Origin of the sequence: Symmachiella dynata, from assembly GCF_007747995.1 — a bacterium.
Lineage (GTDB): Bacteria > Planctomycetota > Planctomycetia > Planctomycetales > Planctomycetaceae > Symmachiella > Symmachiella dynata.
In genome coordinates, this window is the sequence record NZ_CP036276.1 from 7,472,975 (window position 1) to 7,496,828 (window position 23,854).

General features: G+C 53.8%; 18 protein-coding genes. 8 read left to right on the top strand and 10 right to left on the bottom strand.

The window, feature by feature from the left end; all coding sequences use genetic code 11:
• Position 1: 1 nt before the first annotated feature.
• Complete coding sequence (locus tag Mal52_RS28410) at positions 2-1,453, top strand: DUF1501 domain-containing protein (RefSeq protein ID WP_145380274.1); 1,452 nt, start codon at positions 2-4, stop codon at positions 1,451-1,453.
• Between the two features lie 245 nt (positions 1,454-1,698).
• Here Mal52_RS28410 and Mal52_RS28415 read toward each other — a convergent pair whose 3' ends face one another.
• A complete protein-coding gene (locus Mal52_RS28415; protein ID WP_145380275.1) occupies positions 1,699-5,232 on the bottom strand; it encodes a S1C family serine protease in 3,534 nt (1,177 codons plus the stop codon).
• Positions 5,233-5,768: 536 nt separating this feature from the next.
• Positions 5,769-7,145 (bottom strand): transposase, encoded by a 1,377-nt coding sequence (locus Mal52_RS28420; protein WP_197534285.1) that lies wholly within the window; start codon positions 7,143-7,145, stop codon positions 5,769-5,771.
• A 598-nt stretch (positions 7,146-7,743) separates the two neighbouring features.
• Between Mal52_RS28420 and Mal52_RS28425 the strand changes: the two genes are divergently transcribed.
• Positions 7,744-8,181 (top strand): hypothetical protein, encoded by a 438-nt coding sequence (locus tag Mal52_RS28425; protein ID WP_145380276.1) that lies wholly within the window; start codon positions 7,744-7,746, stop codon positions 8,179-8,181.
• A gap of 172 nt (positions 8,182-8,353) precedes the next feature.
• Here the strand turns inward: Mal52_RS28425 and Mal52_RS28430 are convergent, their stop codons facing one another.
• Positions 8,354-8,899 carry a hypothetical protein gene (locus Mal52_RS28430; RefSeq protein ID WP_145380277.1) on the bottom strand — a complete coding sequence of 182 codons (546 nt, stop codon included), beginning with the start codon at positions 8,897-8,899 and terminating at the stop codon, positions 8,354-8,356.
• 464 nt (positions 8,900-9,363) lie between these two features.
• Between Mal52_RS28430 and Mal52_RS28435 the strand changes: the two genes are divergently transcribed.
• From Mal52_RS28435 to Mal52_RS28450, 4 genes are all read left to right on the top strand, one after another.
• A complete protein-coding gene (locus Mal52_RS28435) occupies positions 9,364-10,482 on the top strand; it encodes a DUF4419 domain-containing protein (protein ID WP_145380278.1) in 1,119 nt (372 codons plus the stop codon).
• A gap of 481 nt (positions 10,483-10,963) precedes the next feature.
• On the top strand, positions 10,964-13,525 hold the full coding sequence (locus tag Mal52_RS28440) for a DUF4838 domain-containing protein (protein ID WP_145380279.1): 2,562 nt from the start codon (positions 10,964-10,966) through the stop codon (positions 13,523-13,525).
• A 213-nt stretch (positions 13,526-13,738) separates the two neighbouring features.
• Positions 13,739-13,951 carry a hypothetical protein gene (locus Mal52_RS28445; protein WP_145380280.1) on the top strand — a complete coding sequence of 71 codons (213 nt, stop codon included), beginning with the start codon at positions 13,739-13,741 and terminating at the stop codon, positions 13,949-13,951.
• A 478-nt stretch (positions 13,952-14,429) separates the two neighbouring features.
• A complete protein-coding gene (locus Mal52_RS28450; protein WP_145380281.1) occupies positions 14,430-14,603 on the top strand; it encodes a Lacal_2735 family protein in 174 nt (57 codons plus the stop codon).
• Positions 14,604-14,659: 56 nt separating this feature from the next.
• Here Mal52_RS28450 and Mal52_RS28455 read toward each other — a convergent pair whose 3' ends face one another.
• The 5 genes from Mal52_RS28455 to Mal52_RS28475 form a co-directional block, all read right to left on the bottom strand.
• On the bottom strand, positions 14,660-15,058 hold the full coding sequence (locus tag Mal52_RS28455; protein WP_145380282.1) for a DUF2177 family protein: 399 nt from the start codon (positions 15,056-15,058) through the stop codon (positions 14,660-14,662).
• Positions 15,059-15,462: 404 nt separating this feature from the next.
• Positions 15,463-16,059, bottom strand: a complete 597-nt coding sequence (locus Mal52_RS28460; RefSeq protein ID WP_145380283.1) for an SOUL family heme-binding protein — start codon at positions 16,057-16,059, stop codon at positions 15,463-15,465.
• Positions 16,060-16,191: 132 nt separating this feature from the next.
• Positions 16,192-17,355 carry a fasciclin domain-containing protein gene (locus tag Mal52_RS28465; protein WP_145380284.1) on the bottom strand — a complete coding sequence of 388 codons (1,164 nt, stop codon included), beginning with the start codon at positions 17,353-17,355 and terminating at the stop codon, positions 16,192-16,194.
• Between the two features lie 200 nt (positions 17,356-17,555).
• Complete coding sequence (locus Mal52_RS28470; protein ID WP_145380285.1) at positions 17,556-18,011, bottom strand: SRPBCC family protein; 456 nt, start codon at positions 18,009-18,011, stop codon at positions 17,556-17,558.
• A gap of 348 nt (positions 18,012-18,359) precedes the next feature.
• Positions 18,360-18,920: a hypothetical protein gene (locus tag Mal52_RS28475; RefSeq protein WP_145380286.1), complete on the bottom strand. Its 561-nt coding sequence runs from the start codon at positions 18,918-18,920 to the stop codon at positions 18,360-18,362.
• A 1,253-nt stretch (positions 18,921-20,173) separates the two neighbouring features.
• On the opposite strand from Mal52_RS28475, the gene Mal52_RS28480 reads away from it, so the two are divergent.
• Positions 20,174-20,746 carry an ECF-type sigma factor gene (locus tag Mal52_RS28480; protein WP_231962475.1) on the top strand — a complete coding sequence of 191 codons (573 nt, stop codon included), beginning with the start codon at positions 20,174-20,176 and terminating at the stop codon, positions 20,744-20,746.
• Between the two features lie 232 nt (positions 20,747-20,978).
• The gene (locus Mal52_RS28485; protein ID WP_145380288.1) at positions 20,979-23,345 is read left to right on the top strand and encodes a serine/threonine-protein kinase; all 2,367 of its coding nucleotides are present in this window, start codon (positions 20,979-20,981) and stop codon (positions 23,343-23,345) included.
• A 69-nt stretch (positions 23,346-23,414) separates the two neighbouring features.
• Here Mal52_RS28485 and Mal52_RS30045 read toward each other — a convergent pair whose 3' ends face one another.
• Positions 23,415-23,555: a hypothetical protein gene (locus tag Mal52_RS30045; protein ID WP_197534534.1), complete on the bottom strand. Its 141-nt coding sequence runs from the start codon at positions 23,553-23,555 to the stop codon at positions 23,415-23,417.
• Positions 23,552-23,785: a hypothetical protein gene (locus Mal52_RS28490; RefSeq protein WP_145380289.1), complete on the bottom strand. Its 234-nt coding sequence runs from the start codon at positions 23,783-23,785 to the stop codon at positions 23,552-23,554. The genes Mal52_RS30045 and Mal52_RS28490 overlap by 4 nt, the downstream gene beginning before the upstream one ends.
• Between the last annotated feature and the right edge of the window lie 69 nt (positions 23,786-23,854).

Genomic DNA, 23,854 nt, shown 5'->3' on the forward strand with positions numbered 1-23,854 from the left:
CATGACTATCGATCAAGCACACAGTCCTGAACCTGTCGTCGACCGCCGTGACATGCTCCGCCGTTGCGGCATGGGAATGGGCGGGTTGATGTTTTCGCAATTGCTGGCCGAAAGCGGTTCGGTGGAGAAAACGCTCCAGGCGGCAACGTCCAATCCGCTCTCGCCCAAAATGCCGCAGTTTCCCGCTCGCGCGAAACATGTGATTCACCTGTTCATGAATGGCGGCCCCAGCCACGTCGATACATTCGACCCCAAGCCGAAGCTCGACGAATTTCATGGCAAAAAGTTGCCCATCGAAAACCTGCGGACCGAACGCCCCACCGGTGCCGCCTTTAAGTCGCCCTTCAAATTTAAGCAATACGGCGAAAGCGGCATCCCGGTCAGCGAACTGTTCAAACACACCGCCCAGTCGATCGACGAAATCGCCGTCATCCGCTCGATGCATGCCGACGCGCCCAATCATGAACCGTCGCTGCTACTGATGAACTGCGGCGAAGCACGGCAAATCCGCCCCAGCATGGGATCCTGGTTGACCTACGGCATGGGGACGGACAACCAAAACCTGCCCGCATTTGTTGTGATGTGCCCCGGCGGATATCCGATTCAGGAATCCCAAAACTGGCAAGCCGGTTTTTTGCCGGGGATTTATCAAGGGACATACATCGACACCAAACACAAAGAGATCAACAAGTTGATCGCCAACGTCGAAAACAAGCGGCTGGGGAAATCGCAGCAACGCAAACAACTCGATCTGCTGCAGCAGATGAACGAAAAACATCTGCAGGAGCGAGGCCACGATCCCAAGTTGGAGGCACGGATCCAGGCGTACGAACTCGCCTACCGCATGCAAATCGAAGCCGCCGATGTCTTCGACGTCAGCAGCGAACCAAAACATATTCTCGACATGTACGGACCCGGTGTTCAAGCGCGTCAAATTTTGATCGCCCGCCGCTTAGTCGAACGGGGTGTGCGGTTCGTGCAGGTCTGGCACGGCGCCGGCCAACCGTGGGACAACCATGACGATATTGAAGTCAACCACCGTCGCCTCGCCGGTCAATGCGATCAAGCCATCGGCGCACTGCTTAAGGATTTGAAACAGCGGGGACTGCTGGAAGAGACGCTCGTCATCTGGGGCGGAGAATTTGGCCGCACACCGGTCGTCGAATTGCCCAAGAAAGGTTCCAACGCCGGCAAGATCAACGGCCGCGACCACAACCACTGGGGCTTTACAACCTGGATGGCAGGTGGCGGGGTCCGTGGTGGTTACGTGCACGGCGCGACGGACGAATTCGGCTTCCGCGCCGTCGAGAAAAAAGTCCACGTCCACGACCTACATGCCACAATCATGAAGCTGATGGGCTTCGATCACGAAACGTTCACCTACCGCTACGCCGGCCGCGATTTCCGCTTTACCGACGTACATGGCCGCGTCGTGAACGAACTGATCGCCTAACGGAGCAATTCGTTCTGTCACTCATCCAGTGCACGGTATTCGAACAGGCATCAAGAATACCGAAGCATGCGCCGCCCGTACGATTCCACACAAAAAGTACAAGTCGCCGAGGGCGGACTCGAACTCCCACGCCCTTTGCGGCCTCGGGATTTTATGGATCGAGCGGTCGTGCAATACTACCCGTGCAAAACGGCTTTTTGAGATCCAAGTTAACCCATGATTACCCAATTACGTGGGACGCGGGACTATTTCGGCTTGGTCAATACGACGAACCAATTCTTGGAGCTGTCTGCGACCAAGGCGAGGCGATAACCATCGGCGCGGGACTTGGCAATTTTTTTGTCCAAGAATTTGGGCGAGCCGACGTACCAACGTTCTTTATGTGAATTGCGTCGAGAGAAGATGACCAGCCACCGTTTGCCATCTCGGGCGACGCTGGTGATCCCTCGGTCTTGCTTCCACTTTCTGCGAATACCGTCTTTGACTTTATCCCATTCATCGTAGCTCACATAGGACTGCCCACGCAGACCTGAATTCTTTGTAAACAACAAAACCCAACGCGATTCCCCATGTGCGGCGGCGGTCACTTGATATTTCTGCTTCCATCGTTTTTTTATTTCCGCATAGACCTCTTTGCGGGTTTTGTGAGTTGTGAGTACTTGCTTTCGCAATGAATTGCGTTTTTCGAAAATACCAACCCATTCGTGATCGTTGTGAGCGATGTGTCGCAGTTCCCAATTCGAATCGGCATATGTCGCCATGAGTTTTTCGAGTTCCTCGACATGCTTCACGACCTTGCCGTCTTGTAGCTCATGCACAGATTGCGGTGATAAAAGCGCATGCCACTGGCCCCGATTCCCTGCGACACCGGCGATGTTATAACCGTCACTCCACCGCTCCGCCACCCGATTCTCTACGTCAGAGAAATCCTCTGAGAGCAGCAACTCGCCAGGAGTTTCGGGCAGACTTTGTGGAGTCGGGCGGTTCGTTAATGGGATTTCAACTCGCCCCAAGCGCTTGACTTCCAGCGACATCACATCGCCCTTTTTTGCGTTACGGACAATCTCTCGAACGACGTCACGATTCGTCACCCGGCGGGCATTGATCGTGGTGACAACATCGAAGGACTTTAATCCCGCAGCTGCAGCAGGGCTATTTGACTCTACATAACCAACCATCACACCGGATCGCTGGGGAACTTGCAGGGATTCCGCCAAGATCTGGTCGATCGCGTGCGTGGTAATGCCGAGGTAAGGGGTGAGGTGGTCTGCAGAAGGCATCTGTGTGGGTGGCACGATGACGGGGATTGTCCGCTCTCCTTGGGGCGTGAAATCACCTGTGCTGATGGTTGCGACGTCCCCCTCATTCACCTCACCGGTTTTTGTTTGATAGGCTTGGATGCCCTGCTGGTTGACATCCCGCAGATCGATACGATAGTCCCCGGTACCGGTTGCCGTCAGTTTGAGCTTGAGTTCATTCGGCGCGACGCCGTCGGGGAGACGAATGACCAGCCGCTGGGGGGCCACGTGCCCCTCCTTGCCCGCTGCGGGACTCGGATAGGCTTTGAGCATATTTTCGGGCACATACATGCAACCGGGAATTTCGTTGATGAGACCGGGTCGTTGGTCACCAAAGAACCAGGCCGCTGGATCGCCTGCCGGTTTTTCGGTCATGCCGAACCGCCGGCCATCGGGCAGTTCGACGAGTAAGGCAATCGGCGAATGGATGTCAATCTGTACCTCAGGTTGTTCCGACAGCACGAGGCGTCCATCCTTCAACCGTGTTCCGTCGCCGTCAGATTCCCAATAACTCATATACGGTTTGTGCCAATGCGAATGGCCAATTTTGCCTTCGCCGATGTTGAACCGACTGGTGATATTGTGTTTTTCGGCGTCGAATCGAGCCTTACCGCGATAGACCACATATCGACCATGCCAACATTTGTACCAAGCATCGGGATCGCGAAACGGTTCGGGGGTTGGATCGGTATAGTCGAACAACCCCCAATAATTCCAATGTCCGTCGTACCAGACGTCGTTCGAAGCATCTTGCCAAGCCGGCCGAACCAAGACGATGAAGGTCAGCACGTTCACGTCGCGACAAGGAAATCCCAATGAACGGACGAGCGACCCCAACAACATCGCATGTTCTTGACAGACGAACGTCGTTCCCACATCAGGATCGGTCATCTTATAATTAGGCAGGGGAGCCCCAAATCCGTATTCCCGCCGCCATATCGACTCGGCATTACCCGTCGGCGTCCACATGTCGGCAGGCGCCCCTTTGGGCATTAAGGCATCTGTCACGAATTCCGCGATATTCTCCACAACTTTCGCCGGCGTTTCCGGGAATTCAGGATTACCCGGCGGAGGACCGTTTCGCGTCCAGGTATTCCCATATCGAGCAGCCCGTATCGCCAGAGCGCGGATCGACTGATTGCCGACCTGTGAGATGCGAATGTCGCCTTTCATGTAGTATTCGCGGCGGGCTTCATCGACCTGGGGCATGCCGACGACCGGCCGAAAGTCAGGATATGTGATTCGGGCGATCGCTCCCGGCTTTCCATTGTCCGATGCGATGTGAATGGATTCTTTTGCGTCGTAGAGTTTTTCTTGACGGCCCTTTGTCTCTTTTTTACCGATGACTTGAACGTCCAGTGCCTGCTTCAGCGCGACGGACAGTTCCTTTGCCGGTTTTTCGTCCAAAGACGGTGCTCGTAGTAGGTTCAGATACATCCAGGTCTTGCGATCCAAATGCCACTGCTTCTTGACATCGGCATCTTTCTTACGTGCAACCATGTCAGCTGAGCGAACAGGAATCACAAATGTCTGTTTAGTTTTAGGTCGTAATGCAACGCGAAAATTGCGCTGAGTCGTGACGGCATCACCATCCGCTGGAAAGTAAAACGCTGGATCATCCGGCTTGCCGAACTCTCCCTCGACGGTCACGTGCAACGTACAATCCTCGTACGTCCGACCTCCTTGATTGGAAACTGTGATTATCAACTCGGCTCGGTCGGACATCGTGAACTGTTGATCTTCGTCCCGAAGCGTAATGTCCAATTGAATCGGACTTTTACCGACCAACTCCTCAAGCTTCTTAAAAGCTAGTCGTGCAAGCCGCGTCGATTCTTTCGTAGTAAAAGCAATCTGATCAAATTCCTCACCGACAAACGAGGGATTACGGTGCGTGACGCGCGTATGCAGTCGATAACGACCTAGAACGATGTGTGTCTCGGACGTTACGTCGATTTTATTGGAATAGATCGGCAACCACGTGAATGACAAATCTCCGGCATCAAGCTTTCGCAGGACACCCTTTTCGCGTTTCGCGTAGAGTTCGTAGTCTTGCTTGGCGCGGGTCAGGCACGCCTTGGCCGTATCGTGAATCGCCAAAGTAATGCTCACACTGTAGTCGTGGTCTGATTTCCGCTTTTTAAAGTAACTGCCCGGAGAGACCCAAATGGCGCGGGCCTCCTTCCGCTTCATATTGACCGAATAGATACTGAATTTGACTTGAGCCATCTCGGTTGCAGGGAGCGGCGTTGCCGGCTTTTTAATGTCTCCTTTGATCTCTTTGAGCGGAATGGCCGTGCGAACGAATTGCGCGACATCGATCGCTTCTTCTGGAGTTTGCTGACCGAGCGCAGTATTCATTCCAGCAACGGTAGCCAAAAGCAAAACCACTGCGAACACGATCGAATTGCCCTTGTACCGTTTTCGCTCATTGTTCTGAGCTTGAAAACATGCGAATCGCTGTGCAGCTATTACCGCGGTCATGATTTGTTCCTATCGAATTCGAATCCCACCACCCAATCCAGGGAACGGAACTTCGACGATTTTCTAATCGGCAAATACCTTACAAAAATCATTTTCATGACTCCGGACAACTCTTGTCAACAACGATCATGCGAACTTCCCCCGCTTGAGTTAGTGCGCCGCTCAAGTGAGCCCCACAGGAGAACTGTTCCGTTCTTCATGCTGAGCGGGAGCTGCCTTCGTAGAAGTTGGGACTTAAGTCCGGCCCGTAGGAATACGGTATGAGGGACAGCGCCTCAGGGGTGTCAAAGAGCGGATCCCGAAGCATGAATGGGTTTGATGATGAAGTTAGCAGGATACGGCTGCGCGATATCAGTGTGAGTCGGCAAGGTGGCACTTGGACGCATGAATTAAATTGTGACCACCGTGACTGCAGAGTTCTAAATATCAGACAAATCGCATAGGCAAAAACCGTCAATGAGAAACAATCGCTCGCTGACCCCCTAACAGCCCGTTGAATTACTCCGCGTCCGCGACTGTCACGATTGGTTTTGGGCTCACGCGGCCTGGGCTTGGTTGATGTGATGTTTGCGAAATATGGCGCGCAGTTGTCTAGCACACGACCCCAGACACGCGAATCGGCGGATTACGCCGCAAGATTGCACAAAAACTCCCGCGCACAACGACCCGAATTGTCGCACTTTTCCCGTTCCCAACAGCTTGCGCAGCACCAGGCCTAAATTGTGCGCTGTTGCCGTCATCAGGTGCCGTTTTCTGACTTCGTCGATCCCGCGAAGCCAACTGCGACGGCCGCCGCCCGTCTCGCACACGTGTGCGAAACTGCGCTCCACCACTTCGCTGCGACGACGCTGCAACCGCTTGCCGTACGCGCGCTGCATGCGGCGGTGGTTGTTCGTCACGGCTTGCTGTTGTGCATCGGGCCGGTCGAGCCAACTCCATTCGTACTTCCTTTCCGGTTCGGGGATATACGTCTTCATGCCGCCGCACCCCCAACCCAATGTCGCACAACGCGCCAACGTTTCAACTGCGTGATAACCTTTGTCGGCCACCACCTTTTTAATGTCCCGTGTCCAACCGCTCGCCCGATCCAAATACTTTTGCGCCTGCTCAAGACTCGGAATCAGCGTGGCGGTGTCCCCTTCGTTCGCGTGATAAATTTCCGCGTCGAGAATCGCTTCGGTGTCGAGGTCGACGACGTGTTCGGCCTTGTAGGCCAGATGCGTGCGACCGTCTTTCATCTTGGCGATGCGAGCATCGGGGTCGGACGGCGACTCCCACTCGTCGTTGGAAACTTTCTTCTTTCCCTCTTTGCTGCGCTGTTTGTCGTAGCGAATGAGCTCGGCCTTGGTTTTGATTTCGATGCCGTCCTCGGCCGCCAGTCGCTTGATGTACTCTTCCCAATCCTCGCCGTTGTCTTTGCGGACGATCGATTTCATCGCCGCGTTGGCTTCAAGCAGTGTCGCATCCACGCCGACTGTCGTCCCGTCGACGAGCTTGTTTGCGATCAACAACTGCAGCACGCAGACGTGCACGTCGTGAAAGACTTCCAGCGGCAAGCGGGTGCGGATGCGGCTCAGGCTCGAATGATCGGGCGTCGCTTCGTGCTGCCGGTAGCCCAGAAATCGCCGGATCGACAGGCTGTCTGCGCACCGCCAAGCGATGCCGCGTTGCGAATCGATGCCCTCGAAATAGCCCACGTACATCATGCGAAAAAACACGCCCGGCGGAATCGACGGCCGACCGCCGCCTGCGTAAAAAGGTTCGCACAACTCTTCGACAAAGTCATCGAAGTCAGCCTCGGCCAGGATCGCATTAAGCTTTTCATAAAACAGATGCTGCGGCCCGCTCGACAAGTCGGTCGCCGCCACCCAAAACTCCCCCTGCCGTTCCGACCGCCGCTTCCCCAACGCCATTTTGGAATCCTCCGTACGATGATCATATTCAGGTGGAGATTGTAATCGATGTGTCAAACGGGGGTTTTTCAACGGGCTGCTAAGCTGGCATTTCCCAGTGGCAATCTATCGCACCCTCATCGGTGGAGAGTTAAGCCGATGATACACGGCTGGTATCTCTTCCTCCACAAGTTTCTTTCTATTCAGACAGTTTCGCCTCGATTTGCAGTGGCCCCACAGGCTGAGGAAACAAACTGCCCCCGGTCACATTGCCCTGGAGCAATCAGCGTCCCATGCGAAACAACTCTGGGTTGTCAGACTGGATGCGAGCATGAACTCGCTAATATAGCGAGATCCTGTGACGAATAGGCCGGCTGAAGAGAAAAAGACCATGACCCGCACCGGGATCACGCTGGTGTCTTGTCGCCGAATTCTTGTTCTCGGAAACGAATGCGGGGAAGTTGCAAGGTATATCTGGCCACCGGAAGCGCATTGAGACGGGCGAGAATGACGCTAAGTAGTGGATTGGCACGCTGTTGGACGGTATCATCGAATCGATCTGCCTCTTGTGCGTTCGGTTCAGATTCCTTCTACAAAAATTCCAATTGGGAATATAAACATGAGTTCCGACTTAAATTGGTTTGAGCGAAGGGGCGTACTAGTCGCACTCCTTCTGCCGATTGCCGTAGTCTTCTTCACATTCACCGAGTTGCGATACCTTACCTTCGGCGAGACAGTACAAGGGTCGATCGTTTCCGTTGATGCCATTGAAGGAGAGCGCGGCAAAGACATGACTGTGATCGCCCACGACTTAAGAGTGGAGTATGTCGACCCGACTGACAATCAGTCTGCAACCGTTGTCGCAAGAATGGGCAGCATGTGGCAACCGGAGGGAGACACGATCAGCATCCAGTACATTCCCGGTCATACAGAATCCGGCCGGCTCGCCAGCGATCAGCATCCCTGGATAGCCGTCTCGATTCTGATTGCGGCTGTGCTTCTGACGCTCTTTGTCATCAAGGCCGTCCGCGATATGAATCGTCCAATCAGACGCTGACGGTGGCGCGGGTTAACAGAGTACATTTCTGGTACCGGAGTGTTACTCCTAGGCAATCGATAATTGCTGCCAGACCAAGCACTGTTGGGCCAGAATTCCTACACGTTGTTTCAAACCAACGTTTTACGGCAAACAGACGCCGTCAGATTCAGCGTTCATTTCACCGGCTTCGCTATTGAGTGTGCTCGTGAGCGAGGCCCCATTCCAGTGCATGGGTGTGTGCGTCTCGCATTTCGGGGTGATCAGACCAATGGGCGAAGAGCGGGCGCAGCTGTGGATACTCCAGTGCGTGTTCCAAAAAACCAGTTTCAATACAGAGTCGAATTGATTTGTCGCCGTCGAGAAACGCGCGGTCGATCCGTTTGATTAGGTCCGCAATCATTGTTTCTCCCTGTGGGTGATCAAACCAACCCACCAGGATCCCCAGTAGATTACGGGCGGCTTCATAGGAACTCAGAGCATTCGAATTGAAATCGGCGTTTTCATGCGGTTCAGTGATGCTGCGGATGAGAAAGTCGAAGACGAAGGGTGCTGTGAACCAGACTTCCATCTCTGGTTGAATGCGTTTCCATAACTGCGACAAGCAATAGTATGCGTCGGCGTTCTCTTCTCGATCGTCACTCGACATCAAGCTTTCAACGAGGCGTGCCGGGATCTTCGTGTTGGCTTCGAGCATTTCTCGAAGCTGGTCTCGATTGGAAAATTCCTCAGCATCCATTATCGGGGCTCACTCGTTCTTGACATTGTTGATGCTAACTCAGTCCGCATACAGCGGCGCTCGCCCCCATCGTAGTCCGGTGGGGTAAGGACTACTAGGCGGTTTCCGTGGTGACCACCGCTCAACCCGCGGAACTGAATCAAATCCCCCCCGTTACGCGTTCACATCGTAAAACGACCACATTGTCAAAACGTTGCCGACGAGGTTTATGAAACTCGCCGACTTTCAAAGGATTTGCGAAACAGTGACGATTCCAGAACCAGTCGCCTGTTGTTACGCTGTCCATTCATACAGGAAGCCGACGCCGTTTAGCAGAGTACATTTCTGATCCCGGAGTGTTACTCTTAAGCGCGATAATTGCTGACTGACTAAGCTCTATTGGGCCAGATTTCCTAGGCGTTTTCTAATACAATACGATTGACTTTTTCGAGAATCTCAGCTGCAGAACTCCTGGGAGGATAGAGATGGGAGACACGACTTTTGAGGTTTCGCCCGAGGTAAGACCGACAAAGAAGCTCGAAACCGTAGACTATGTCGGCGCGTTGAGAATCGCATTGCGTAGGCCAATCGAGGCAAGCTGGCTCCCGAGAAATCCGTTAGTAGCTTGTGACAACGACCATGCGCTGCTTTCAGCCATTCGGATTGCCTTCTACAACCATATGCCGCTGCGACTCTCGCCAGACGCCATCTGGATAACGATAGCACGCGGTTTCGCATTGCATGTGAATGAGCATGCCGAAGAACTCCGGCACCGTTTCGTCAGTCACAAAGGCAAAGAAAAACTTGTGGTGAATCGCATGGATTTCGCCCCAGGTGAGGACAATCCCTGGCCCGAAGTTTTTGAGGAGTTCAGCATTCAGTTGGCAGACCGCACGGGAGACCTAGCTTCGTTAGTACAAGCTGACTTCAGCACCACCGGTCCTGTCGAGCGAGCGATATCGCACTTGATGGCCATGGACGCGTTTAAGTCCTACTTTGAATTCGAGATGTTCGCAGGGTGTGGTATACCCAATGTCACGCTCACAGGAACATTAGAAGATTGGCAAGACCTCCGTGCACGGACACGGCGATTTAAAGACTACGGACTTAAAGAATGGATTGAAGCTTTGGACCCCATATTGGAGCAATTTGAATCTGCCAAGAGCGGAAATCCTGAAGCCGATTTCTGGAAATCCATGTTCAGATTCAACAGCAGTTCAGGGGCTGATGTAATGACCGGATGGGCAAACGTATTGTTTCCCTACTTTCAAGACAGCGATGAAAGCCTTTACCGGAATCCTTATCTTGATGATTGGCGGCAACGGCTGGAAATCGATGACAAACAGACTTGGCGTGAACGCGGGGATGACCCCCAAGGCATCGGGTTAGCGTCTATTCCTTCTTGTTTCACTAACGTCGCATTGAAAGTTCATTGGGGGGATGTCGAGACAGAGATGCGATTGGTTGGAGGATTGCTTGGCGTTAGTCAAAACGAAGAGACACAGGAGGTAGAACCCGAATGTGGATGGGTCGTCATTTATGACGAACCAGTCGACCCTCTGTCAAAATACTACAAGCGGCTCGATGACCTAAAGAATCTCTGATAATCTGCAGAGAGTTCCGGTGAGGGCGGAAACGCATTGAGGTCCCAACAGGCTGTTGCTAACTAACTCAGGCCCTATCGGCCACGGGTTTGAATGGCCGTTGGCTACGCCGCATCGGCGTGAAACTTCGACGCAGTTTCCACCCAGCTTTCGCGAAGAGGACCGCTATATCAGAGCCTGTTGAGATTCGGTCCCGAGCTGTGTCATAAATGGACCGCATTGTCAAAACGTTGCCAACGAGGTTTTAAAGACTCGCCGACTTTCAAAGGATTTGCGAAACAGTGAGGATTCCCGAACTAGTCGCCTATTGTTACGCTGTCCATTCATACAGGAAGCCGACGGACGGGATGATTTATTGAATCTTTCGTAGATCACGCGACCGTTGACATCTTCCCGATCGCGGGTATCGACAGTCGCTGCTTGAGGATTCGTCGGCATCAATCTGTGAATTGGCCTCTAAGAATGGAAGACGTTGAAGAAAATGATCAGAACCAGTTGTGTGCTCGTCTTTCATATGGTCGCTCTGCTAGCTGCGCCTGCGATGGCCAGCGATGCCGTCCAACTGGCCGCCGACGGCAAGTCGCATTTTCCAGTCGTTGTATCGGAAAGCGCCTCGGATCGTCTCCAGCTAGCGGCAAAGACACTTGCTGATTATCTGGGGCGGATCAGCCGTTCGGGCTTTGAAGTGACCACGGGCGATGGCACGCACGGAATTGCCGTCGGCACTGCGCGAAGTTTTCCCTCGCTCAAGTTGTTGTCCGATTTTGATTCGACTGATATCAACCGCCGCGAAGAGTATCTATTACGATCGCACTCCGATGGAATTTGGTTGATCGGTGCGACGGAACTCGCCGTGGAACATGCGATATGGGACTTGCTTTATCGCCTGGGACATCGCCAATTCTTTCCCGGGGAGATTTGGGAGGTCGTGCCCACGGTTCCGAATCTGAACATCGAAGTGGACACCTTCCAGCGGCCCGATTACCTCTCGCGACGAATCTGGTACGGCTATGGTATGTGGGATTACAACTCTGAGCCATACAAGCAATGGTGCGCGCGGAATCGTTGTGTTCCAGGGATTCACCTCAACACGGGCCACGCATATGACCGCGTCGTTAAAGACGCACGAAAAGAGTTTGATCGGCATCCCGAATATTGGCCATTGCTGGATGGCGACCGGAAGCCGGTCAAGAACCCAAAACCTTGTCTCGGAAATCCAGCGGTACGCTCCTTGTTTGTGCAGTATGCTCTGCAGCGACTTGAGAAAGACCCGAACCTCGACAGCATCTCGATGGATCCCAGCGATGGTGGCGGTTGGTGCGAATGTGAGAAGTGTACCCAACTCGGCTCGGTGAGCGATCAGGCGACGACCTTGGCGAACGAAGTCGCGTCCGCTGTGAGCAAACAATTCCCAGGCAAACTCGTAGGAATATACGCCTACAACTATCACTCACCCCCGCCGAGCGTGTTGGTCAACTCCAATGTCGTCGTCAGCGTGGCGACTGCATTTATCAAAGGGGGGCAGTCGCTGGACGAGATCATCACCGGCTGGTCGGCACAGGGGGCGACTCTCGGAATCCGTGAATACTACAGCGTGAATGTCTGGGACCGCGATCAACCTGGACACGCTCGAGGCAGCAAACTCGACTATCTTCGCCGCACGATTCCTGATTTTCACGCCAGTGGGGCACGGTTCATGTCGGCCGAATCGAGCGATAACTGGGGTCCGAATGGCCTCGGCTATTATCTCGCATCGCGCATGTTGTGGGACGTCGATGAAGCCAAACAAGTCGATGACTTGACCGAAGACTTCCTCACCAACTGCTTTGGCCCCGCAAAAGAACCGATGCGCGAGTTCTATCAGCAGCTCGATGGATCAAAGCCGCATTTGGCGTTCGACGATCAACTCGGAAGAATGTTCCGCGCACTCGACTCGGCAAAGCAACTACTGGCCAGCGACAAAACTGCCGCTTCCGACGAATCATCAGAACGCATTAAAGCACGATTGAACGACTTGATCCTGTATGCCCGCTATGTCGACCTCTTTGACCGCTACCAGCATGCCGAGGGCTCAGCACGGCAGGCGGCGTTCGAAGCCATGATTCGCCACACGTACCGCATGCGGCAAACCATGCTCGTCCACGCCAAAGCGCTGTATCGCGACGTCGTCGCCCGCGATAAGAAGGTCTCGATTCCTGTTGATGCCACGTGGTCGGTGGCTGAATCAAAGAATCCTTGGAAAACGAGTACACCTTTCAGTGCAGAGGAACTGAATAGCTTTCTGCGCGAAGGAATTGAACAGCATCAACTGCTAAGTTTGGACTTCGAGCCGATCGCCTACAGCGAAGAGCTTGTCCCGGGAACGTCCTTGAAGCTGACATCAGCCGCTCCCGGTGTGGCTACGCGCGGCCGCGGCAACCGGACTTTTTACACTTATATTGAGAAAGCGCCGGCGAAGTTGTCGCTGAAGATTACCGGTGGATTGATCGCCCATTACCGCGATCGCGGAAACGTGCGGATCGAACTCTCGAAAATCGGCGGTGAAAGCCAAACTGGCGAACGCGAAACACTGGTTGCCAGCGATAACAGCGTGCCGCCCGACGGCAAGGCACGTTGGGTCACTCTCTCCGTCACGACAACCGGCCTGCACAAGCTCAACATCTCCGATGGCGGCGACATGACCAGCGTGGAATGGCCCGCCGATCTGCCGGTCAGTTACAAGTCAAGCATCGATGAGCCGATCAAGACCAGTGGCCGTTGGTCGCTCTATTTCTATGTGCCGCGCGGCACCACGGTCGTCGGTCTGTATGGCGGCGGATCACCCGGCACCATTCTCGATCCTACCGGCAAGAAGTTTTTTTCGTTCGACGACCACAAGGCCGGCTATTACAGCATCCCAGTCGCCGCCGGCACCGACGGCAAACTGTGGAAGGTGCATCAAGCAGCCGGTGCCGTCAGACTGCTGACCGTCCCCCCCTATCTGGCCCGTTCAGCCAGCGAATTGCTGCTGCCTCGTGAAGTTGTTCAGCGTGATTCCCAGTAATCTCTGCTGGATGCAGTCGCGGCAGCATGCCGGTGTGGGTGGGGTTCGAGTGAACTTCATGCCGCCGTCTCGAATTAATCCAGACTCACAGGCTGAGTGTGCGAAGCTTTGAGCGGTTGTTTGACTTGTCGTTCATCGCTTGAGTTCTAGAGTTCCTAAGTAACTCCCGGCGTTGGATCGGGCAAACTATAAACTCTGTTGGAGAGAATGATCATGGCGAATCAGACAGACACACGGACATGGCCTGAGTTGGCGACTGGTTTATATGACAATTTGACGGGTCGCGATGCGGAAATCAGTTATGAGTTCGACAACTTCGAGGTGAACATCCCAAGTTCGACGGCCCCTGACTCAGAACACGCACTCTGGAAAATGAACGGCACCCTCCGTATTTCAACGCGTCAAGGTGAGTCGCCGGAGGCTTAATCGTGACGGACTTATCGCAATGCCAGCTTCATGGCTTCTTACAATGCGAGCTTGACGGCAGCGGTTTTTCAATGTCCTTCACGGGACGTTCGATCGTTGTCAATGTTTCCCACATGGCGACCGGGTTGAAGCTCTTGCAACTCGGTTTGCCTCCGGGATCCTATCTAAGATCAATTCGCAGGCTCCAGAAGCTGCTAGATTCCACGTGCATGAATTTGGAGTTCCGTCTTCGCGAAAAGCCAATGGGGACAGTCGGACACAATCAGCGGACTGCATGGGGGAAATTGTTCGGCCTACCCGCGTTGAGCTTAAGCCTGGTAGCGATTGCCGCTGCATGTGTCCGGGAATCGCGACAGGAAATCCATTCAACTAAACCGTAAGCATTTCGCTGACTGCACACTGTGCGGTGATTAAACCCTGCATGGTCACACGACACGGATCGCAAAGTTGTCAGCATCTAAGAATAGGGAGAGTATTCATGTTTGGATTATTCGCAAACAAGAAAAGCAAACTTGAAGCCAAGTACGCCCAGTTGCTCGAGGAGGCGCATCGCCTATCGCACTCAAGCCGCATTCAAAGTGATCTCAAGACGGCCGAAGCAGAAGAGGTTTTGAAGGCGATCAAGGAGTTAGAGGAAGGCCAAGCCAAATAATTTCGCTCATTTCGCCCCACTTAAATTCTTGAGTGAGGCGGATATCCCGAGCGACCTCATTGCAACCACTTGCCGGCCAGGTAGCCCAGATAGCTGACTGACGTCGCTAAGACCCCACCCCAGATCACATCCACAACAGTCACAATCCACGGCCAATTTTTAACTGTCGCTAGATTGGTTAGATCGTAAGTTGCGTACGTGATTACACCGTACAAGCAACCTAACGCGAGCACCTTTTTCGTGGAGCCGGCATCTAGGCTGGGGACGATGACGAAAACCAACATCCCAAAAATAAACAAGAGATAGAAGACGATAGCGGCCGGCCAATTGGGATCGTCCTTGAGCAGGAACCCCAAGTGCTTCTGGTAAAACCCACGCGCAACCAAGACCAACCAGACCATGTCGATCGCGAAAAAGCACAGGAGCGTGCAGCAGTACAACTTGAGATAATACATGAGCAATTCTTCCTCAAGTTTCAGCAAAGTTTCGTGGACTTTGAACAGGTTGCATCAGTAGCTCGGCCAGACATCTTCTTCGAGAACTGCGAATTCAAAGCAGTCTGTCGCGAATCAAATCAAGTGCCATAAAAAGTCTGCTCGCCTTAGAGGCAGTCCGAGCAGCGTCGGCCCTACGCTCCATTCTCAACCGCCGCCGAGCTTCCTCGAATTGTTCGGGCGTCGGGATGTAGCCAGTCAGTCGTTTAGGGTGTGCTTCATTGCACATGTCGATGTTTAACTTCCATCCCATGGCTGCAAACCTTTCTTCGCTTCTTGACGGTTCTCGGGATTGCCAGTCGAGCAGTTCAACCTCATCGCCAGGCAAACATGATTTCCCGCAAGCAGGGTAGAGCTAAGTCACGTTACTGCAACCGAATCAAAATCTCATTGCGCCGCAATGGTCCCGGAGTCCATGGGGGATCATATCCCGCAAGCTCCGGCTCGCCACCTGCGACGAAGCCGCGGTTGTCCATCCACTGTTGCAGATCCTTTGTCGCCTTTGCGATCGTTTCACTATTCATTTGACCGGCAAATCGAACGACAGCAAATTTTCCGCCAGCGCGTTTTTCAATCGCGACCCCATCATCAGTGGGTTCTGGCACGCGTTCTCCACTGACGTCCTTCGGCAGCACGAATCCCATTTGCCCCAGGTTTTCGTCGCTTTGTGGTTCCATGAATACGGGCGTTGTCATTGCGACTTTTTGTTCATTGTCGTTGGCACCGCTAATGTACTGAAACAGTCGCATGAAACTACCATCGTCCCCTTTCGGTTCAACTTTCCTATTGGTTGTTGCCAGCATCAAGTCTGGATAGCTGCGTGTTTCGAATGAACCGTCGGCTTCAATCACGGTGTATTCCGCTGTCTCATAAGCGCTTCTGGCCGTCAGCCGCCAACCAAAATAGGCGATCGCGACCAAGAACGTGGTGAGGCAGGCATAGATGATTTTTTTCCAAGACATCGTTTTGACTTTTCTTCTTCTGAACTTTGAACTCGAACCATCTAAGAAAACTGCTGGGCAACATAACACTCAAAAAGCCAGCCCCCATTCTCAATCGAGTGGAGGCTGGCTACGTACGTTCAAGGATTCTGCTTATCGAACTTGGCTGTAGACATCATCCAGAGCACGACGCATGGTCCAGGCCTGGGTCTGGGAACAGTTCGTCCGTTCTGCCATACTGACCGCAGTCTCCAGCCTGTGTGCGGACGAAGCACACATCCCGTGATTTTCCATCGCTAGGATTTGCTTAGCTGTCTTCATGTAAACTTGTGCGCATTCGCTCGCATGTCCGGAGTTGTAAAGCGGCGCACCCTGGCCAATGGCCCGCTCGATCATCTTTCGAGGATGCACGGCCGACTGCTTAGCGGGAGGCAGCAGCACTGAGTCGATCACATGAATCACCCCATTACTGGCATCGATGTCAGTCGCGATCAGCTTTGCTTCATTCACCATAGCTGCTTGACCATGCATCGCGATTGAAAGCGCGTCGCCTTGAAGCGTGTTCGCTTTGCCGGCGGCAAGCGCGTCTGCGGAATAGACCCGACCCTTTACCACGTGATACTTTAAGATGGCAGCCAACTTGGCTTTGTTTTCAGGTTTCAACAAACTCTCGACGGTTCCGGCGGGGAGCTTGGCGAAGGCTTCGTCCGTAGGAGCGAACACGGTCAATGGTCCCGCACTCGAAAGAGCTTCGACAAGTCCAGCAGCCTTGGCCGCCGCGACCAGCGTACTGAAGTTGCCGGCCTTGACTGCGGTAGTCGGAATGTCGTCCGTCGCTGGCAGAATGACCTGATCGATGACGTGAATGATGCCGTTGCTGCAACGGATGTCTGTCTTCACGACGTTTGCATCATCAACCTTTACGTTGCCATCGGCCACAGCGATGTCGACCTGCTGACCGTTCAACGTCTTCGCACCTTTGAGTTCGACAACTTTCGCCGCGGGGACAATTCCCTTGGTCACGTGGTAGGTCAAAATGCTGACCAGCTGATCTTTGTTCTCAGGCTTCAGTAGTGTTTCGACCGTTCCCTTGGGCAACTTCGAGAAGGCCTCATCGGTCGGGGCGAAAACTGTGAACGGCCCCTCAGATTTTAACGCCTCGACCAAATCAGCCGCTTGGAGGGCCGCAGCAAGCGTCTTGAATGATCCCGCTCCCACCGCTGTATCCACAATATCCTTTTCCTGCCCCACCGCAGGGCTGCAGATAACGGTGACTGCGAACAGAGCCGACGCCAACATCGTGGTTCTTTTCAACATGCGACTAATCCCCTAACTTCTTTTTGTTTCTGGAGTTAAATACCGTAAACTGAGGGTCGATTGACTGAAACCTGTCATGAACACTGGCCAAATTCGTTCAAAACGTTCAGTGAATTGAAGACGTACGCTCCAACATGGCAATCCCCCAAAGGGCCAAATAGTTGAAATCGCTTTAAGAAGTCGGCGCGTCTACCGCCAAGTCAGTCGCGGAGTTGCCGTCGCAGATACCAACGCGTGGCGAATTTTCGATAGGCAAACATCAAATACAGATTCGGACGAGCGAACAAAATCCGCGTGACGATTCCCCAAAATCCCGATCGATGCTCGTATTCGATGTGCTCATTGATTGCCGTGACGTCATCTGTCACACGCGTGAAGGAGTGCGTATGACGCCATTGCGCAGCGGGCCCTTCCTCCTGTACGTCTGTAAAACCGTGCTCCGAAACGTCATAGTGCACAGCCTTCCAGCGCAGAGGGAGCGGCCCCACCCAGAGCGTAAATTTTGAAACCGATCCTTCCGCCAACGGTTCGATTTTGTGTAGTTGAACAATCGTGGGGGGAGGAGTCAGACGCTTAAGCGCCCGGGTATCGGAATGAAATTGCCGCACGGCTATCAGCGGTGCCTGGACCTGGAAATTAAAATCGAACACTGGCATCGAATATCTATCTACCCTCGAATTGGTGGGTGTGCGGACTCGCTGAGGCGCAGGGTGTTGTAGTCAGATTCGCATATTCGCAAAACAAAATCGAACCACACAGGCGGACCGCATTGGCGATTTTGACCTGGGACAGAATTCGATTTTGCCAAATCGGACCATGCATCCAGTCGGTGCGTAGCGTATACCGATGGGAGGCTTGAGTGCGACCATCGACTCGAAAACCGTCGCTAGCCGGATTGTTTCCCCCAAGGAAACGGCCGCCTATTCCGTGCCCATTTACGAATGTGGAGTGTCCGCCTGGAAACACTATGCGGGCAGAGTCCACTTGGGCCGACGTGCTTTCGCTCAGTGACTGGACGAGCGTGCTGCATCAGTACAGCCGGGGCAGACCGAATAGAGAAGACAGGGAGCCGTTTCATTTTCTAACAAATTGAGCCGGGCAGCCATTATCTCAAGTTCGACCCAATCCGTCTGTTCGACAAGACATTTCTTGCAACAGCTACACATCGTCAGTTCGTCCGCTGTTCGCTTCGTACTGGGCTCGAGTAGCGTAAATCTTGGTTGCAATTCAACTCGCAGCAGCACACTTCGATAATGCAATGTCCCTTCCGGTTCGCATGAAATCGTCAGTTGCATTTGACGTTTCAGGTTCGGCGAGTCACACCGAATGGGAATGACCGACGATTGGCCCGTTAAGCGGATTCGCCGATGAATCTCTTGGTACAAACTTTGCGTCGTCGCATCCGCAATGAACTCCCAGAGGCTGCGCCCTTGGACAGACTTCTCGGTTAACTCCGCGGCACCGTTCTCCCGTGCGAACGCTAACCAAGCAGCGTCAACCCACACCAAGTCATCGCAAGCATCGACGCGATAGCAATAAGTCGGAAAGCCTGGATTAATCATCATTGTGTACATGCCTGAATATCAAGCGGTCGTGACACGCTTCTTCAAATTGTACCCTTCGCAATCTCCATGTGCGAGACTTTTATCAAATCGTCTCACAGCACAGCGCCGCAGCGGCAAATGGCAATCGCCGCCAACCAGTCCCTCAGACCCAAAGTGCATGAATGTGAGGTTTTGTTGTGGTCCGAAGATCGGTCCTGCCTACAAAACTAATTGAGTTCCAGACACGCACTTCATGGACTCAGTTGGGCAAGCACGTATGCCTAGCCCCTTTCTAATTCGACACGCACCGGTCTACGAGGAATACACAATGTCACGGAAACAACTAGCGAAATGGCTTTACGTAGTCGCCGCTGGAGCTTCCTTTTTACTCTCCGTTTCCCTCTGGTTTAGCGGCAGTAAAGAACAGGGCGCCTTTGTAGGTTTATGGGTCCCTTCGATCCTCTCGTTTGGCACACTGATGATGGGAGGCCGCCATGAGTGAAACAGCATTATTTATCTTGGGCTTCTTAGTTTTTGGGACCTCAATTGCCGCCACGATGATCTTGACGATCGGCGACTAGTTGACACCTGCTGAAGTGAAAGCTTGAGGTTGCACGGCATAAGCTCGATGCCCAACGACCATCTTCGCCTCAAGACGGCCGGCAAGCCAGGACTGACAACTCTCTCACTTTTGCATTTTGTGTGGTTCAGTCGGCCGGCAGACTGCTGCGTCGCACTGGTGGATCGGTGTCCTAATCCAATCAGCGGCTCGTCGGAAAGTCGTCGGTGATACCGACGCTGAGACCAGCCAGCCGGCGGAAGAGAGTTGAGCATGGCCGGGGCAAGTCAGCGGAGGTTGGTGCTGCTTGGTAACGCAAAAAGGCCACCGAAACGATGGGGACCGTCTGCAGCCTATTTTACGCGCTTCTCTAAAATCGCCGCGGGGGGAACTCGGCCCGGCGCACGCCAAGTTTTTGGCTAGGGCGTTGATTGGGAGCGACCATGAGTTTTTGAGGGGACCGACGTCTCAATTTCTCCGGCTCCATTGCGCGGTTGTGGTGAGTTGTAGCTGACATCGCGAATTCAAAACAAGTGGTGTCGATGTGCAGGATGGAGCATGCTCGAGGTGCGAACCTACGATAAACTCGGCGACAACATACAATGACCTACGCTTGTCCATGAACCAATTGCCTCAACCTGTCGTTCGCATACAATGGCAGATATACTGGCAAATAGCGAGTTCTCACCACTTCCCGAATGACCGGATACGAGCGTTGACAAACGGCGATGTAACCCAAGTCCTGGAGGCGATAAGTCGCGGAGAAAGGCTCGCATCGGAGCAGTTGTTGCCGTTGGTTTACGACCAACTCCGTAAACTGGCGAGCCAGAAAATGTCGCAGGAAGCGGTCGGCCATACCTTGCAGCCCACTGCCTTGGTACACGAAGCCTATTTGCGATTGGTCGCGGACGTGTCCGATTCCAATTGGGAGAATCGTGGACATTTTTATGCGGCGGCAGCCGAAGCCATGCGTCGAATTCTAATCGAGGCCGCCCGCCGCAAATCCAGCCTCAAACAAGGTGGCGACCGGCAGCGGATTGAACTTCCTGAGGAAATCGCGGACGTCAATTTTGCCGATTCCGACGCAATAATTGCCCTTGATGGATCTTTGGAGAAACTGCAGCAGAAGGATCCAGAGTCGTTCAAATTGGTAATGTTGCGATATTTCGGCGGGCTGACCGTGGATGAATCGGCGGCAGCCATGGGCATTTCTCCCCGCACGGCCAAACGTAACTGGAGTTTCGCACGAGCGTGGCTGCAACGTGAAATCAATCGGCAATCAGAGTAAGGCGACGAAAAACTCAATTTTCGTGGCCTCTTTTTAGCCGGGATTTCGCATAGTCTTTAGAGGGCACCCGTTGTGACGGACTTGGATTCCGTCTGTTGGAGGCCGACACTCAACCCGCATCGTGTAAGCATGAACGAATGTGCGCTAGATTCGCCCTTCCGTGAAACTCATATAAGAAAGGGCGTTTATATAGTTACAGTGAGCTGTGAGCGCCAGCAGAGGATTCCAGCAGATGCCCGCCGACCTTGAAAAATCGATCTTTCTCTCCGCGTTGGATTACGATTCCGTGACGGATCGCGATCTGTATTTGTCCGAGGCGTGTGGAGAGAACCAACCGCTGCGTGAAGCAGTCAATGAATTGCTTGTGGCCTATGATCAAACGGACAATGTGCTGGACATCGAAGCCGGTTCGCAGCGTTTGCTACAGGAACAGTTCAAAGGCGCCGTTGAGGCCGTAGATCTATCGAGCGCGACGTATGTCCCATCCCAAAACTCGAATGAAAAACCCGATTGTTCGGGTGAAATCATTGGTAATTACCGATTGATGGAGAAAATCGGCGAAGGAGGATTTGGGCAGGTATACGTCGCCGATCAACGCAAACCGGTGCGACGCCACGTGGCGCTCAAATTGCTCAAGCCGGGGATGGATTCCCGAGAAGTGATCGCCCGCTTCGAAGCCGAGCGACAAGCGCTGGCGATGATGGACCACCACAACATTGCCCAGGTGTTTGATGCCGGCACAACAGAATTCGGCCGGCCCTACTTTGTGATGGAGTTGGTGCGGGGAGTGCCGATCACCGATTTCTGCTCACTGAAGCAGTGCTCCATCCACCAGCGACTGGAACTGTTCATCAACGTTTGCCAAGCTGTGCAACACGCGCACCAGAAGGGGGTGATTCACCGCGATCTGAAGCCGTCCAATGTCCTGGTGACGCAACATGATGCCGGTCCCATGGTGAAGGTCATCGACTTCGGCGTCGCGAAAGCGCTCAACGAACCGATGACCGATAAAACCATCTACACGCGTTTCGCTCAAATGATCGGCACGCCGATGTATATGAGCCCCGAACAGGCGGAGATGAACGCGGTGGACGTCGACACCCGCAGCGACATTTACTCGTTGGGTGTGCTGTTGTACGAATTGCTCACCGAGACGACGCCGTTTGATCAGCAAAGACTGAGTACGGCATCGTTTGATGAAATGCGGCGCATGATTCGCGAGGAGGAACCTGCCCGTCCAAGTGCGCGATTGACCACTCTTTCGCGGCAGACGACAGCTGCATCGTCGGTCCGGCAATCCCGCGCACCGGCCGTAGCCAGCGAGTTGTCGGGTGACCTGGATTGGGTGGTGATGAAGGCGCTCGAAAAGGATCGGCAGCGGCGGTATGAGACCGCAGCAGATCTGGCCCGCGATGTGCAACGCTACCTCGACGAACAACCGGTGATCGCCCGCCCGCCCTCGACTTGGTATCGATTTGCAAAATTCACGCGACGCAACAAGGTGGTCTTTACGGCGGCCACATTGATCGTGCTCGCGTTGGTCCTCGGCACAGTCGTCAGCACATGGCAGGCGGTTCGATTCAAACAAGCCAAAACAGAGGCCGATGACTTGCGGCGCGAAGCTGTTGAATTCGGCGAGCGGTTGAAAGAAGCCAACGTGCTCCTGGATGGTGCACGGGCAAATGCCGACGAACAACGTTGGACCGAAGCATTTCAGCAATATACGAAAGCCACACAGTTGCAGCCGGATCACTACTTGGTGTGGGCTGGTCGCGGATCGTTGTATGCCCGGCTGGGCGCTTGGCGAGCAGCGGCCGGCGATTACGCGAAAGCACTCGAACTGGGTGCCCCGGCCTCCAATCCCTCCTGGTGGGGCGTGCCGCAACTCCTGCTGTATGCGAATGACGAAACATCTTACGAAAAGATCTGCGCCGCCATGTCCCAGCAATTGGCCGAGACCGCTGATGGTTCACAGGTCTACTTCGCCGTCCGCAGCCTCTGCCTAAAGCCGCAATCTGTCGAGACGTCGAGAGCCCTGGCACATCGGATGGATGAGTTGCTCATGTCGCAACAGGAACCTGGACATCGATTCTTTGACCATCGCGGGCGGGACCGAAAGTTTCGCGGGAGCCCGCCGCCGAGAAATCTCCAGCCAAAAATGCCGTTCGGCCTCAGCGGTAATCCTGGTCCACGGGGTAGAATGCACAAACTCATCCAGTACTATACCGCTGGTTTAGCCCACTACCGAGCCGGCAATCTGGAGCGTGCCCGCAAATTATTGAACAAAGCCATCGATCGTGAAGAGGGGTTTGGTGGCCACAAGATCGTTTACCCCGTCCTGGCACTGGTCTATCACGAACTGGGGCGAACAGACGAAGCAAACCAAGCCCTTGAAACGGCGCAGGAGTCGCTCAATCAATGGATCACCGAATTGAACGACGAATCCGGTCTGCGGGGACCGATACCGTGGTTCGCTGTGCTGGAATGCTACATTTTTTTCAACGAAGCAACGCTGAAATTACAGCACTTGCAATTGCCACCAGATGACCGTCTGGCTGCGCGCGAAAGCCAAGCGATGCAGTTGCTCACCACCGAATAATTCTTTGTCACGGCGATATTGCGGCGGCACGTTAGCGACACTCCGCTTTGCATGCGCGCCCCTGCTCTATTAGCGCACAATCTCCAAGATCCGCAAAGATTCTTGGCCCCATTGCCGCGCGGATATCGCATAGAGAGATAGCGGCTTTGACAAGCTGGCGGCCATCCGGTTTTGAACATGAAAGCCCTCGGGATCCAATGTAAGCATCATTCACGATTCATCTGGAACGTCTGTTCACCTGGATCGCGCAGCACGAACAGTTTTGCCGACTGAAAGCCAACGACAACGAATTCGTCGATGCCCCGGATGCCGAGATTGGCTAGGTTGTCGCATTCCTGAATGGTCGTCCGGTCGCAGCGGATAAGAAGGCGGCTATCGACCCGGCACTGTCTCGAAACTGAAAGACGACGAAGGATGTTGTCGCCATTTAATCGAAACAAAAAAGAGGACCTTTCCAATGTCTCATGATTTTTCCAGAGAATGGCGCTGCCACTTCCAAGACGGCCGCT

Coding starts and splice junctions, on each gene's coding strand:
- Mal52_RS28485 (WP_145380288.1), top strand. CDS start 20,979: ATGCCCGCCGACCTTGAAAAATCGATCTTTCTCTCCGCGTTGGATTAC.
- Mal52_RS28430 (WP_145380277.1), bottom strand. CDS start 8,899: ATGGATGCTGAGGAATTTTCCAATCGAGACCAGCTTCGAGAAATGCTC.
- Mal52_RS28440 (WP_145380279.1), top strand. CDS start 10,964: ATGATCAGAACCAGTTGTGTGCTCGTCTTTCATATGGTCGCTCTGCTA.
- Mal52_RS28425 (WP_145380276.1), top strand. CDS start 7,744: ATGAGTTCCGACTTAAATTGGTTTGAGCGAAGGGGCGTACTAGTCGCA.
- Mal52_RS28465 (WP_145380284.1), bottom strand. CDS start 17,355: ATGTTGAAAAGAACCACGATGTTGGCGTCGGCTCTGTTCGCAGTCACC.
- Mal52_RS28455 (WP_145380282.1), bottom strand. CDS start 15,058: ATGTATTATCTCAAGTTGTACTGCTGCACGCTCCTGTGCTTTTTCGCG.
- Mal52_RS28445 (WP_145380280.1), top strand. CDS start 13,739: ATGGCGAATCAGACAGACACACGGACATGGCCTGAGTTGGCGACTGGT.
- Mal52_RS28415 (WP_145380275.1), bottom strand. CDS start 5,232: ATGACCGCGGTAATAGCTGCACAGCGATTCGCATGTTTTCAAGCTCAG.
- Mal52_RS28435 (WP_145380278.1), top strand. CDS start 9,364: ATGGGAGACACGACTTTTGAGGTTTCGCCCGAGGTAAGACCGACAAAG.
- Mal52_RS28420 (WP_197534285.1), bottom strand. CDS start 7,145: ATGGCGTTGGGGAAGCGGCGGTCGGAACGGCAGGGGGAGTTTTGGGTG.
- Mal52_RS28410 (WP_145380274.1), top strand. CDS start 2: ATGACTATCGATCAAGCACACAGTCCTGAACCTGTCGTCGACCGCCGT.
- Mal52_RS30045 (WP_197534534.1), bottom strand. CDS start 23,555: ATGATGCTTACATTGGATCCCGAGGGCTTTCATGTTCAAAACCGGATG.
- Mal52_RS28450 (WP_145380281.1), top strand. CDS start 14,430: ATGTTTGGATTATTCGCAAACAAGAAAAGCAAACTTGAAGCCAAGTAC.
- Mal52_RS28470 (WP_145380285.1), bottom strand. CDS start 18,011: ATGCCAGTGTTCGATTTTAATTTCCAGGTCCAGGCACCGCTGATAGCC.
- Mal52_RS28475 (WP_145380286.1), bottom strand. CDS start 18,920: ATGATGATTAATCCAGGCTTTCCGACTTATTGCTATCGCGTCGATGCT.
- Mal52_RS28460 (WP_145380283.1), bottom strand. CDS start 16,059: ATGTCTTGGAAAAAAATCATCTATGCCTGCCTCACCACGTTCTTGGTC.